The following is an 11,673-nucleotide window of genomic DNA, read 5'->3' on the forward strand; positions in this document are numbered from 1 at the left end:
CCTTTTTAGACGCGCGGGATCGCCCGCGCGTTTTTTTCATTTTGTAACAGCGCCAATAAAAAGCTGGCGTCCGCGTCTGATTTGTCGCAAAAGCGACGTATATCTGGGGCAATCAATCATCGGAATGGACGCATCACGGTGCCATGATTGATTCCAGGCATTGCTCAAAGTAGAATTATTTAAGCCGAAATCATTTTCTCGTGATCTTGCAGAGATTGGAAAACAATCCCACCTACAAGGTCAGTTTTAGATGAGGAACCTGCAGGCATGACAGACGGATGTTGTTCCGCCGGAAAAGCCGGCACGTGAGCTTCGCTTCCGCCCCATTGCAAGCGGGCCGATAGCCACACCGAGTACCAGACATCAAACAATCGGATACGACGCATGGCCCGCACGCCGCATAGCCTCAGAAGCGCCACAGCACTGCTCCTCATCATCCTTTCGGCTCCCGCAGCCTTCGCCGTGGAGCCGATCGTCACTGCACCCAAGCAGAACCTGCCGGCCATCGTCGTCACTGACGCAACTGAGCGCACGCTTATCGACAAAGTCGTCGCCACCGGCACCGTGAAGGCCGTGGAAGAGGTCTATATCCAGCCGCTCGTCGACGGTTTGTCGATCAAGACGCTGAATGCCGATGTCGGCGACAAGGTGACCGCAAACAGTACGCTCGCCACGCTCAGCGACGACGCGCTGGTTCTTCAAAAAGGCCAGATGCAGGCGACCGAAGCGAAGGCCGAGGCGACGATCGCTCAGCTTCACGCACAGCTGATCGAAGCCCAGGCCAATGACGCTGAGGCCGAGCAGCAGCGCGCCCGCGCGGTCGCCATGGGCGAAAAAGGCACGGTCTCGACATCGACGGTGGAACAGGCAACAGCCTCCGCCGCCGCCAATCGCGCCCGGGTCACCTCCGCCGAGCAGGCGATCACCGTCGCTGAGGCCGATCTCAAGGTCGTCGGCAGTCAGATCGCCGATATCGACCTGAAGCTCGCCCGCACCGGTGTGAAGACCACAGTCGGCGGCACAGTTGCGTCGCGCAACGCCCGCGTCGGCGCCATAGCCAACGGCTCCGGCGATCCGCTGTTCACCATCATCCGCGACGGTGAGGTCGAACTCGTGGTCGACGTGTCCGAGAGTGACATCACCAAGATCGCCGCCGGCCAGAAGGCCGTCATCTCGCTCTCCGGCAGTCGCGAGAAGCTGACAGGCTCTGTTCGCCTGGTCTCGCCGATCGTCGACGCCGTCACCCGCCTCGGCGCGGTGCACATTTCAATCGACGACGACGCCAAGGCTCGCGCCGGCATGTATGGCAGCGCCGAGATCGTCGTCCGCCAGACGCAAGGTATCGCCTTGCCGCTGACGGCCGTCATCAGCGACGAAGACGGTTCTTCGGCCCGCAAGGTCGAGGACGGGGTGGTCAAATTCGTCAATGTCGAGACCGGCATTCAGGACGGGGCCTATATTGAAATACTCAAGGGGCTGAAGGCCGGCGAGCAGGTCGTCGCCAAGGCCGGCGCCTATGTCCGTGACGGCGACCGCATCACGCCGGTGCGCGACGCGCCCGCGGCCACAAACTGAGCGAGATAGACAGATGAACTTCTCTGCCTGGTCCATCCGAAATCCGATCGCGCCGCTGCTCGGCTTTTTCCTGCTGATGTTCGTCGGCGTTTCGGCCTTTTACGCGCTGCCGATCACCCGCTTCCCAAATATCGACGTCCCGATCGTCAACGTGACGGTGACGCAGAGCGGCGCGTCTCCTGCAGAACTCGAAATGCAGGTCACCAAGGAAGTCGAGGATGCGGTTGCCAGCATCACCGGCGTCGACGAAATCCAGTCGACCGTGACAGATGGCCAGTCGCAGACCGTCATTCTGTTCCATCTCGAAGTGCCGACCGAGCAGGCAGTCCAGGATACCAAGGACGCGATAGACCGCATTCGCGGCAATCTTCCGTCCACGGTTGACGAGCCGATCGTTTCCAAGATCGAGGCCGAGGGCCAGGCGATCCAGACATTCGCGGTCTCTTCGCCGAACATGACGCTCGAGGAACTCTCCTGGTTCGTCGATGACACCGTCAAGCGCGCGCTGCAGGGCCAGACCGGCATCGGCCGCGTCGATCGCTACGGCGGCGCCGATCGCGAGGTGCGCATCGAGCTCGATCCCAACAAGCTCAACGCCCACGGAATTACCGCGGCTAGCGTCAGCAAGCAGCTTCGCGGCACCAACGTCGATCTCGGCTCCGGTCGCGGTCAGGTCGCTGGCAGCGAACAGGCGATCCGCGTGCTTGGCGATGCCCGGAACGTGGCCCAGCTTGCCGACACCACGATCGCGCTCACCAATGGCCGGTTCGTAAGATTGTCGGATCTCGGCGCCATCAAGGACACCTACGAAGAGCCGAAATCCTTCTCGAACTTCAACAATACGCCAGTCGTCAGCTTTGCCGTCTTCCGCTCCAAGGGCGCCAGCGAAGTCAGCGTCGCAAAAACCGTCGCCGACAGCCTGAAAACGGTGCGGGCGGAAAACCCCGGCGTCTCGATCGAGCTCATCGACGATTCTGTCTACTTCACTTACGGCAATTACCAAGCCGCGATGGATACGCTGCTCGAAGGCGCATTGCTGGCGATCGTCGTCGTCTTCCTGTTCCTGAAGAACTGGCGCGCAACGCTGATATCGGCGATCGCCTTGCCGCTTTCGGCTATCCCGACATTCTGGGTCATGCACATGATGGGGTTCTCGTTGAACCTCGTCAGCTTCCTGGCGCTGACATTGGCGACCGGTATCCTCGTCGACGACGCCATCGTCGAGATCGAAAATATCGCCCGCCATATCAAGATGGGCAAGACTCCATACCGAGCGGCCATCGAGGCGGCCGACGAGATCGGCCTTGCGGTCATCGCGACCACGTTCACGATCATCGCGGTCTTCGTGCCTGTCTCGTTCATGCCAGGCATTCCAGGCCAGTATTTCATCCAGTTCGGCCTGACAGTCGCATTCTCGGTGTTCTTCTCACTGATGGTCGCCCGCCTCATCACGCCGATGATGGCTGCTTATTTGATGCGCGCCGAAGACGCGATGGACGACCATCACGGCAATGACGGCCGGATCATGAAGGGGTACACACGGCTTATCCGGGTCACCACGCGCTGGCGCTACACCACGATGCTGGCTGCGATCGGCTTCCTGGTTGGATCGGTCTATTTTCTGTCCCAAGTGCCCGGCAGCTTCATTCCGACTGAGGACGCTTCGCGAATCGTGCTCTCAGTCGAACTGCCGCCGACTGCACGGCTGGGCGATACGGAACAGGTCACTGACGAGGTCTATCGTTTGCTGAAGGGCACCGATGGCGTCGAAAGTATCTTCGTGCTTGGTGGCGCCTCCCCGAAGGGCGATCTCGAACTGCGCCGGGCAACGGTGACGCTGGCGCTGAACAAGCTCGACCAGTCGCTCGTCAAGAAGCTCGTGAACGATGTTCTCGGTTCCATACCGGTCATTGGGCCCCATTTACCGAAGGTGGCACTCTCAGGCCGCGTCCGCCCTCAGTGGGAGATCGAACGGGAGGTTTTCGGCAAGCTTCGTTCTATCCCTGACGTCCGCATCACCAAACTCAACGACCGCGGCGATCGCGACCTGTCGTTCAACTTCCTGTCGCGCAACGACAAGGACCTGAACCAGGCCATCGGCATTCTCGAATCAAAGCTCCGCGCCGACCCGCTGCTGGCCAATGTCAGCGCCGACGGCGCCCTGCCCCGCCCTGAGTTGCAGGTCCATCCGCGAAAGGATGAGGCCGCCCGCCTCGGGATCACACCCGAGCAGATTTCCGACACCATCCGCGTCGCCACGATCGGCGACATCGATGCATCGCTGGCAAAGATCTCACTCGACGACCGGCAGATCCCGATCCGTGTCCAATCGGCGATAGGAATGCGTCGCGACCTCGCCGCTATCCGCGCCATGCGAATCCAGACGACTTCCGGCACGACCGTGCCGCTGGCGAGCGTCGCCGACATCGATTATTCGGAAGGCCTGAGCTCGATCAAGCGCAACAATCGCTATCGCGTGGTTTCCATCGGCGCTGATCTGCCGCAGGGCGTGGCGCTGAACTCCGCATCCGACAGCTTCCGCAAAATCGTCAGCGAAGCCAAGATACCCGCAACCGTGCACCTGGCCGAAAGCGGCGACACCAAGGTTCAGGGCGAGATGCTGCAGGGCTTCGTTCATGCCATGCTTCTGGGCCTGCTGTTGGTGCTGACCGTGCTGGTGCTGCTGTTCAAGGATGTTATCCAGCCCTTCACCATCCTGTTCTCGTTGCCGCTTGCCATCGGGGGCGTCGCGGCGGCGTTGATCATCACAAACAACCCGCTGTCCATGCCGGTGCTGATCGGTATCCTGATGCTGATGGGCATCGTCACGAAGAACGCCATCCTGCTGGTCGATTTCGCCATCGAGATGATGCACAAGGGCATGCCGCGCATCGAGGCGATGGTCGAGGCTGGCCGAAAGCGTGCCCGCCCGATCATCATGACCTCAATCGCCATGTCGGCCGGCATGCTGCCCTCGGCGCTCGGCGTCGGCGAAGGCGGGTCGTTCCGCGCGCCGATGGCAATCGCCGTCATCGGCGGCATCATCGTCTCGACGGCGCTGAGCCTGATCGTAGTGCCGTCGTTCTTCCTGATCATGGACGACCTGTCGCGCCTTCTCGCCTGGATGTTCGGCCGTCTGGTCGGCAAGAAGGACGAAGAACGCGAGCCGCTCTCGAAGGAACAACTCGAAGCCTCCGTCGACGAGAACCGCAAATCCATCGCAGCGCTGGAAGAACGCATTGACGCCATGGGACCGAAGGAAACGGCGACGCACGGTGGCGCGACGAAATTGAACGTCGTGAAGCTACCGCCGCTGGCCGCGGAATAAGCTGAACCGGAAACCGGGAAGCCTTACTCGCCCCGCGCGCCGAGAAATCTTCCCGGCAACGAATTCACTGGATACGCTGTTGACCTGGCCCTTGGGGCCACTCCCATAAGGAAACGGTCAACAGCGAATGAGGTGATTCGTGAGTTACTCCGCTCAATTCCTAAGTCCATCGAAGGCTGCAGTGCAGCTTGGCATATCGATGAAGGCGCTGCGTCTATACGAACAACACGGTTTGATACAACCTGTCCGCACCGCCGCTGGATGGCGGACCTACGGTCCCGCCGAAATGGCCAAAGCTGGTGAAATCGTTGCGCTACGCGAGCTTGGACTAAGCCTTGCCCAAGCAGCGCTGGTCTTGAGCAGCGACGCGGAGCGGCTGGAGCCAGCCCTCGCCGTGCACCAGGCAGCACTCGAGGGTCAGCTACGTCAACTTGCGAATACGGTCGAAAAAGTGCGCATTGCCAGGACAGATCTGAGCGCCGGCCGAGCACCCGCCGCTATCAGAGAGCTTGCGCGACCAATTCGCCCCACTTCAGAAACTGGTATTGCCTTTGATCTTCCTTGGCCGTGGGGAGGCGAAAGATTCGAAGTATTCGACATCCGGCCCGTCAACTATATCATCGGCCCGCTGGGCAGTGGCAAGACGCGCCTGGCGCATGCACTGGCTGAAGCCTTGCCCGACACTGCGTTCATTGGGCTGGAGCGGCTGGCGGACGGCGGTAGAGAATGTCTAGCATGGCTCGATGCCGATCCCGCCCTGAAATCCCGCGTGGATCAAACCCTTGCCCTGCTTGTTGAAGACGGCGCCACGGCGTCTTCCGCCCTCGCGGCTCTTCTTACCGCCATGGAAGCCGAAACGGCGTCAATCCTGGTTGTAGACATGGTCGAGCAAGGATTGGATCGAGCGTCGCAGGAGGCGCTTGGTTCTTATCTGCGCCGCCGCAGACTTGGCAACCGGCCACTATTCCTGCTCACGCGCTCTTGCTCGATTCTGGACCTCGCGGCAGTCACCTCCGACCAAGCGATCATCCTTTGCCCAGCCAACCACAGTCCGCCATGCCGCGTTGCTCCCTATCCGGGAGCGCCGGGCTACGAGGCCGTCGCCACCTGCCTAGCCTCGCCGGAGGTTCGAGCGAGAACCGAAGGGATGATCGCATGGCGACCCAATCAGCATACCGCCCCTCAAAGCCCGCCCTGAACCCGCAGAAACTCGACGATCGTGCCGACGCCGTCGCCGCGTTTCATGTCTGAAAACACGAAGGGGCGGGTTTCGCGCATACGGGTCGCATCGCGGTCCATCACGTCGAGGTCGGCGCCTACATGCGGTGCCAGGTCTTTCTTGTTGATGACGAGAAGGTCGGACTTCGTAATCCCGGGGCCGCCTTTTCGCGGGATTTCCTCGCCCTGGCAGACGGAGATGACGTAGATCGTGATATCGGCAAGGTCGGGCGAGAAGGTCGCTGCCAGATTGTCGCCACCCGACTCGATGAATACGACGTCGAGATCCGGTATGCGCTCATTCAGCCCGGCGATTGCCTGCAGATTGATCGTTGCATCCTCGCGGATCGCCGTGTGCGGACAACCGCCCGTCTCGACACCGACGATGCGATCCGACGACAGCGCCTGCATGCGCACCAGCGCCTCGGCATCCTCCGTCGTATAGATGTCATTGGTGACAACAGCGACGGAGAACTCGTCGCGCATGGCCTTGCAGAGCTTTTCCGTCAGCGCCGTCTTGCCCGAGCCGACAGGTCCACCTATGCCGACGCGCAAGGGTCCGTTTCTTGATTTCATGATTGAAACTCCGGTAAAACAACATGATAGCGAAGCCCGCCCGCGCTGGACAGCGGCGAATGACGTAGAGGCATCATGAGCGGAAGAGCCTCGTACCCTGCGTCTCATGACGAAGCGCGGCTATATCGGCCTGGATCGCAGCGGAACCCAGATCATCGAGGCTCGACAGTGCCGCCTTCGCCGCAACTGCCGCGATGAGGACCTCGAGGGACGCAAGGATCGCAACGCCGTCCTTCTGGCCCGAGACGCCAAGACGAATGCCGGCCGAAATGCTCTGTGACGCCAATGAATGCAAAAAGGCGGCGACTGCCTTGTCTGGCGCCACGCCATGCGCGCCCGCAACTGCCCCGACCGCGACCGGGTAGGCTGTTTTCGCTGAAAGCCGGGAAAAGACCTCATGGGGCCAGGCGGAGGCGGCAGACAGGAAAGCCTCGCCAAGCAACATGGTTTCCTGATGACGTTCACGCGAACCGGCCAGAGCCTCCGCAAGCTCCGCCGCGTCGCCAAGCCGCTTGGTATCGCCAGCCGCCCGGTGCGCCTCCACTAGCAGGACGGCATCGTTCCAGACTGCGCCGTGCTGAACGATCGCTGCAATCCAATCGGAAAGATCAGCCGCATTCGTCACGAGCCCGTCGTGGACCGCTCGCTCCAACCCGCCGGAATAGGCGAAGGAACCGATCGGAAAAGCAGGCGAAAGCCATGCCATCAGCCGCAAGAGAGCCTGAAGATCGCGATCTTCGCTCATCGCGGCTTTGCCGAGCTAGTGATGGTCATGGCCGTGATCGTGCCCACGTCCCTGGTGTTCGCCGCCGTGCGAATGATATGCGCCGCGCACCGGCTGAAACGGTTCGGTGATCTCGGTGACCGTGGCGCCGAGGCCTTCGAGCATCGAGCGAATAACGTGATCGCGGAGAATGAGGATACGCTCCTCCTCGATCTGCGCCGGCAGATGCCGGTTGCCGAGATGCCAGGCGAGTTCGGTCAGGTGGATGCGATCCCGCGGCCTGATCTCGAACAGCTTTTCCTCGGCCGCGACGATCTCGATCAGTTCGCCGTCTCCCAGCACCAGCAGGTCGCCATTGGAAAAAAGCACCGGCTCCTTCAGGTCGAGCATGACCATGTCGCCATTTTCGAGATGCAACAGCTTGCGGCGCAGATGCCGCAGATCATGCGGCAGGACGACCTTGTCGATCGGGTTTGAAGATGGCGTTCCGGCGGGCAGGTAGGAAGTAACGCGCTGCATGACATGTCCAATTCGAAGCTTCGCCAGAGCATGCAAAATAGCGCCCCGCTATGCAAGACCGAAAGCGAGCCGCTCGAAGACTGCTATATCCCGTGGCCGTAGCGCGCGGCCTCGCTGTTCGAGAAATGTCGATTGATATCGGCGTCTTCTCCATCCACGACTTGCCGCTGCCAGGCGGGTTGAAGCCTCTCGCTTTCATGAACGACGCGGTTGCGGCCAAGCGCCTTTGCGAGGTAGAGCGCCTTGTCGGCGGCTGCATAGACCACCTCCTTTTTCTGTCCCGGCCAAATGTCCGCGACGCCGGCCGATATGGTGATCCGGACCTCGCCGCCATCAATGGGGATCACGCTCTCGGAAACCAACACCTTCACACCCTCGACACGTGCCAGTCGCTCATCGGCACTGCCGCCGCAAACGATGACCGCGAACTCTTCGCCGCCCAATCGCGCCACCAGGCCCTCTGCGCCGAAAATGTTGGCAAGCATCTGTGAGATCGCGACGATGACAGCGTCGCCGGACGCGTGACCGTACTGGTCGTTGATGGCCTTGAACCGATCAAGGTCGAATATGACCAGCGAGGCAACCTCATCGATGCTGTCGAGCGCTTCGGTGAAGGCACGCCGATTGAGCAAGCCGGACAAAGCGTCCGTACGACTGAGCCGCTCGAACTCGGCGCGCGACACGGAGAGGTCATGGATAGCGGAGCCTGAAAGCATGGCAAGCGCGCCCGAAATGGCGCCGCTCGTAAGCCACGAGAAGACGACGCCATAGCGAATAGCGTCCATCAAAGGTAGCGGCAACAAACCGAGCAGCAGTAAAACAGGAAGTACCAGGACAAGGATGACAGAGGAAAGGATGACCGCCAGAAAACTCATCTTAAGGGAGAAAACATAGATAGTCTCTCTCTGGTGAAAGTTACCGAGCTCGGCCTGGAGCGAGATCCATTTCTTCATGTTTCGACCTTCCTCCGCTCGGACTCCACTGGTTTCAGATAGGGGCCAAGACTCTTCCAGGTCTTTAACGGATTAGTTCAAATGCAGTTGATCCACTAGTTCTGAACGGCGAAAAATGATCCTCTTCGAGGCAGCCGCACTTCCGCAAAACCATGCAGTTGCACGATCGTGGCGCCGGAGTTCGCCGATGTACGAATGACGATGCGATGAAAGGTTCGTTGCCGACCAGATTGTGTTTCATTGCAACTCACTTTAGGAAAAGTTGCATTTATGCATCATCGCTAAAACAAATTTTAGCGCTGCGCTTGCGCCTTCCACATCAAAAGAAAAAGGCCCCGAAATCCGGAGCCTTCATTCACGACGCTTAACATCGAGGCCGAATCAGGCGGCCTGCCGAAGCCTCAGGTTCTCGAGAATATTCTGCGGAGAGGAAACGCCATAGGGATCGCTGTCCGCATTGTCGCTATGGCCTTCTTCCTCGAACCACTGCTCGACGACGCCGTTGTGGACGATGGCTGCATAGCGCCAGGAGCGCATGCCGAAACCGAGATTGTCCTTCGAAACGAGCATGCCCATCTTGCGGGTGAACTCGCCGGAACCGTCCGGGATGAGCTTGATGTTGACCAGGTTCTGCGACTTGCCCCAGGCATTCATCACGAAAGCATCGTTGACGGAGATGCAGTAAATCTCGTCGATGCCTTCGGATTTGAACTCTCCATGGAGCTTTTCGAAGTCGGGAAGCTGAAAGGTCGAGCAGGTCGGCGTAAATGCGCCCGGCAGCGAGAACAGGATGACGCGCTTGCCGCCGAAATAGTCTGCCGTCTCGACATCCTGCCAACGAAACGGGTTGGGGCCGCCAATGCTCTCATCGCGGACACGCGTGCGGAAGGTTACATTTGGAACCTTTTTGCCGATCATCGAAATCTCCTTCGGTACGAAAGTGGGGCCGCAGCAAGTCTTGGGAAAATCCGCGGCCCCGATGGTAAGATCACTTCGTAGCGAAAATTCTACCGCAGCGCAGCATCAAAAACATGACTTAAAGGCTCTGCATAACAGACATGCGCTGTGCGCATGGACGCGTCGCGGAAACGCTGCCAGATGGCCGATAAAATAGGCATCAGGACGGCTTCGACTCCGGCTCCGTGACGTGCAACAGGATGCCCAAGAGGGCGACCAGCGGCGGCAAGAGGAAGCAATTCATGCCGACCAGTACGAAGAGCAAGGCAGCGCCACCGCAGCCGAGCGCGAAGCAACCAACAGCAGTCGTCATGCGCCGGACCCGCGAGCGCCAGGCAGCCCTTGCCTCGACCGGCACGCCCAGCATCAGGTCGGCAAGGTCCAGCATGATCTGCGTCGTTGTCCCCGTCATCAGCGTCGATGGTGGTGAGCTGGCGAGATGAACGCGATGCACCGCATTCTGGATGGCCATGGCCGAAACCAGAACCATTCCGGTCAGAACCGCCTCCCGGCTGTTGCCGTTGACGAAGGGTCCGAGCCGGATGGCCAGCACGGATGCCAACGCGAGCAACAGGAATTTGAGCCCGAGCAGCGTCCGCAACACCGGCAGGCTGCGCCGCGAAAGCACATGCGCCAGCAGCCTGGCGAGAATGACAACGACGCAAAATGTCGGAAGCGCAAGCAGCTTGGCCACCGCGCCTGAGGTCCCAAGCGCCATCGACGCGCCGAAGGTTACGAAGTTGCCGGTGACATGTGCCGTGAACAACCCCTGCAACGCCAGAAACCCTGCCGTATCCACATAGCCGCCGTTGAAGCTCAACAGGGTGGGCAGACTGACTTTCATGGCAACCTCGCTGTGGTGGTATTTCCGCGTTAGCCGGCCCGGCCATTTAAGATGCGCGGGCCACGCCTACTTCGCCGATGTGTCGTGGATCTCGGCGATGTAGCCGCCGGGAAACTCGACGACCGCGGCGTTGCGACCGTCCGAAACATAGGGCTCGACAAGCACCTTTGCGCCGCTGGCTTTCGCCTTGTCGAGCGTGTCCTTCAAGCTCGCCGTCTCGTAGCCGGTTGTCTCGCGGCCGTAGGGAAAAGGAAGGTGGCCATCCGTCACGAGCACCGTCGTATTGCCGAAGACGGATTGAATGCGGATGCGACGAAAGACCTCGTTCGGCCGGCCGATCTCGATACCCGGCGCGTTTTTCTCGTCGGAAACAGCCCTGCCATGTGAAAAGGCGAGGAAATCGTGAACGAAGGCAGCGGCCCGATCGGTGGACATGTAGACCCGGTTTTCCGGAACGGTCTCAAGCGCGGGATAATTCGGCGCCGTGGTATGCCAATAGAGCTGCATGTTCACGCCGCCCGGCCACTGGATGACGGCATCGCGCCCGATCGGATCCGGAAACGGCGCAACGATGACATCTGCGCCGGCAGCACGCGCTGCAGCGACCGCCTTGTCCATGTCGGTCACCAGATAACCGGTTCGCTCAAAACCGAAGGGATAGGGGATGGGCGTCGTGAAGCCGAACAGCGAAATCTTGCCGGCCGGCGTCTGTAGCAATTGCGACGTCGTGCTGCTTGGCGTCGGCGTCACCGTCGTCACCACCTGCTTGGTGCTCGTGCCGCCGAAGGTCGCGAGAAAGCTCGCAACGAAGGCATCGATGTCTTCAGGCGCGACATAGACATGCGTCGTATCATATTGCGAACCGACGCCGACATCAGGCGTAAGCGCCAGCGCAGGCCCTGCCTGCAGCAGTGGCAAAAAGACCGTGGCGACGATCGCCGAAGCAAGAAATCTCGCGTGTAAAGACCGCAAAGGCATC

At 60.4% G+C, this 11,673-nt stretch carries 10 protein-coding genes; 3 read left to right on the plus strand and 7 right to left on the minus strand.

The features are described 5' to 3' along the window. Positions 1–384 precede the first annotated feature (384 nt). The 3 genes from CPY51_RS14295 (at position 385) to CPY51_RS14305 (ending at position 6,101) form a co-directional block, all read left to right on the plus strand. Positions 385–1,575, plus strand: coding sequence for an efflux RND transporter periplasmic adaptor subunit (locus CPY51_RS14295; protein WP_111160855.1), 1,191 nt, complete (start codon positions 385–387; stop codon positions 1,573–1,575). Between the two features lie 13 nt (positions 1,576–1,588). Further along, on the plus strand, positions 1,589–4,903 hold the full coding sequence (locus CPY51_RS14300; protein WP_111160856.1) for an efflux RND transporter permease subunit: 3,315 nt from the start codon (positions 1,589–1,591) through the stop codon (positions 4,901–4,903). 139 nt (positions 4,904–5,042) lie between these two features. Further along, a complete protein-coding gene (locus tag CPY51_RS14305; protein WP_111160857.1) occupies positions 5,043–6,101 on the plus strand; it encodes a MerR family transcriptional regulator in 1,059 nt (352 codons plus the stop codon). On the opposite strand, the gene ureG is transcribed toward CPY51_RS14305, so the two are convergent. From ureG to CPY51_RS14340, 7 genes are all read right to left on the minus strand, one after another. Then, positions 6,086–6,697 carry an urease accessory protein UreG gene (gene ureG, locus CPY51_RS14310; RefSeq protein WP_111160858.1) on the minus strand — a complete coding sequence of 204 codons (612 nt, stop codon included), beginning with the start codon at positions 6,695–6,697 and terminating at the stop codon, positions 6,086–6,088. The genes CPY51_RS14305 and ureG overlap by 16 nt on opposite strands. A 73-nt stretch (positions 6,698–6,770) precedes the next feature. Beyond that, entirely contained in the window at positions 6,771–7,442 is a 672-nt protein-coding gene (locus tag CPY51_RS14315; protein ID WP_111160859.1) for an urease accessory protein UreF, read from the minus strand. A 15-nt stretch (positions 7,443–7,457) separates the two neighbouring features. Further along, positions 7,458–7,940, minus strand: a complete 483-nt coding sequence (gene ureE / locus CPY51_RS14320; RefSeq protein WP_111160860.1) for an urease accessory protein UreE — start codon at positions 7,938–7,940, stop codon at positions 7,458–7,460. 83 nt (positions 7,941–8,023) lie between these two features. Further along, positions 8,024–8,893 (minus strand): GGDEF domain-containing protein, encoded by an 870-nt coding sequence (locus CPY51_RS14325; RefSeq protein ID WP_111160861.1) that lies wholly within the window; start codon positions 8,891–8,893, stop codon positions 8,024–8,026. A gap of 381 nt (positions 8,894–9,274) precedes the next feature. Continuing rightward, positions 9,275–9,811 (minus strand): peroxiredoxin, encoded by a 537-nt coding sequence (locus tag CPY51_RS14330; RefSeq protein ID WP_111160862.1) that lies wholly within the window; start codon positions 9,809–9,811, stop codon positions 9,275–9,277. 199 nt (positions 9,812–10,010) lie between these two features. Further along, positions 10,011–10,694, minus strand: coding sequence for a YoaK family protein (locus tag CPY51_RS14335; RefSeq protein ID WP_111160863.1), 684 nt, complete (start codon positions 10,692–10,694; stop codon positions 10,011–10,013). Between the two features lie 66 nt (positions 10,695–10,760). Further along, positions 10,761–11,672, minus strand: a complete 912-nt coding sequence (locus tag CPY51_RS14340) for a glyoxalase (RefSeq protein WP_111160864.1) — start codon at positions 11,670–11,672, stop codon at positions 10,761–10,763. Position 11,673 lies beyond the last annotated feature (1 nt).

Source organism: Arminella tubonensis (genome assembly GCF_003240585.1).
Taxonomy (GTDB): domain Bacteria; phylum Pseudomonadota; class Alphaproteobacteria; order Rhizobiales; family Rhizobiaceae; genus Rhizobium; species Rhizobium tubonense.